We start from the raw sequence: 1,181 nt of genomic DNA on the forward strand, positions 1-1,181 counted from the left end.
TCCATAGTCAGGTGATGATGGCGAAGAGGTCCCACCCGTTCCCATGCCGAACACGGAAGTTAAGCTCTTCAGCGCCGATGGTAATTGGGGGGCAGCCCCCTGTGAGCGTAGGACGTCGCCTGGCAACATCCGGAGGGTTAGCTCAGCTGGGAGAGCATCTGCCTTACAAGCAGGGGGTCGGCGGTTCGAACCCGTCACCCTCCACCATTTATTTTTTTGTGCCGGTCTAGCTCAATTGGTAGAGCAACTGACTTGTAATCAGTAGGTTGGGGGTTCAAGTCCTCTGGCCGGCACCAGTTTCGTCTATTACGTGCAGTGAACGTTATATGACTGTGATGAGCCATTAGCTCAGTTGGTAGAGCATCTGACTTTTAATCAGAGGGTCGGAGGTTCGAGTCCTCCATGGCTCACCATTTTTTATAATATACTGCGGAAGTAGTTCAGTGGTAGAACATCACCTTGCCAAGGTGGGGGTCGCGAGTTCGAATCTCGTCTTCCGCTCCAAACAATTTTATGTGCGCCCGTAGCTCAATTGGATAGAGCGTCTGACTACGGATCAGGAGGTTAGGAGTTCGACTCTTCTCGGGCGCGCCATTTTTATTTAGTTTAAACAAAGATTCATCATGTATCTGAGACCTTTATTGGAAAGAAACAAGAAGGTCAAGAAATGAATGAGAGAGTGAGTGTATACGGTACACGACTCGAACGGGTGCATGCAATTGACGCAGACATTCGCAGTTTATTTAAGACTTTTTGTTGAAAAGAAACAAGAAGGTCGAGGAAACAAGTGAATGAGAGAGTGAGTGTACACGGTACACGACTCGAACGAGTGAATGCAGTTGACGAAGAGATTCGCAGTTTATTTTCAACAAAACGGGAAGTAGCTCAGCTTGGCAGAGCACTTGGTTTGGGACCAAGGGGTCGCAGGTTCAAATCCTGTCTTCCCGACCATTTAAATATTGGACAACTTATGGGGCCTTAGCTCAGCTGGGAGAGCGCCTGCTTTGCACGCAGGAGGTCAGCGGTTCGATCCCGCTAGGCTCCACCATTTAATATTGCCCTTTGAAAACTGAATGAAAGATAAGCGAATTAAAGCAATAAAAGCTAGCGCTTCTATTAAAGAAGCACGAGCCTCGTTGGCACCCCCGTGCTGACGAAAAAAGGAACACTTTCAATGGAGA

7 tRNA genes and 1 rRNA gene are annotated in these 1,181 nt (G+C 48.3%); all 8 read left to right on the plus strand.

The features are described 5' to 3' along the window. The first annotated feature begins 7 nt into the window (after positions 1 to 7). The 8 genes from rrf (at position 8) to ACE1TF_RS20455 (ending at position 1,048) form a co-directional block, all read left to right on the plus strand. Positions 8 to 124, plus strand: a 5S ribosomal RNA gene (gene rrf, locus ACE1TF_RS20420). A 7-nt stretch (positions 125 to 131) separates the two neighbouring features. Continuing rightward, positions 132 to 207 (plus strand) — tRNA-Val (locus ACE1TF_RS20425). Between the two features lie 13 nt (positions 208 to 220). Further along, positions 221 to 296 (plus strand) — tRNA-Thr (locus tag ACE1TF_RS20430). 41 nt (positions 297 to 337) lie between these two features. Next, a tRNA-Lys gene (locus ACE1TF_RS20435) sits at positions 338 to 413 on the plus strand. Positions 414 to 429: 16 nt separating this feature from the next. Then, positions 430 to 504, plus strand: a tRNA-Gly gene (locus tag ACE1TF_RS20440). 13 nt (positions 505 to 517) lie between these two features. Continuing rightward, positions 518 to 594 (plus strand) — tRNA-Arg (locus tag ACE1TF_RS20445). A 280-nt stretch (positions 595 to 874) separates the two neighbouring features. Beyond that, positions 875 to 951: transfer RNA gene (locus ACE1TF_RS20450), tRNA-Pro, on the plus strand. A 21-nt stretch (positions 952 to 972) separates the two neighbouring features. Further along, positions 973 to 1,048 (plus strand) — tRNA-Ala (locus ACE1TF_RS20455). Positions 1,049 to 1,181 lie beyond the last annotated feature (133 nt).

The sequence above is a fragment of the Geomicrobium sp. JSM 1781026 genome (assembly GCF_041949955.1).
Lineage (GTDB): Bacteria > Bacillota > Bacilli > Bacillales > Marinococcaceae > Geomicrobium_A.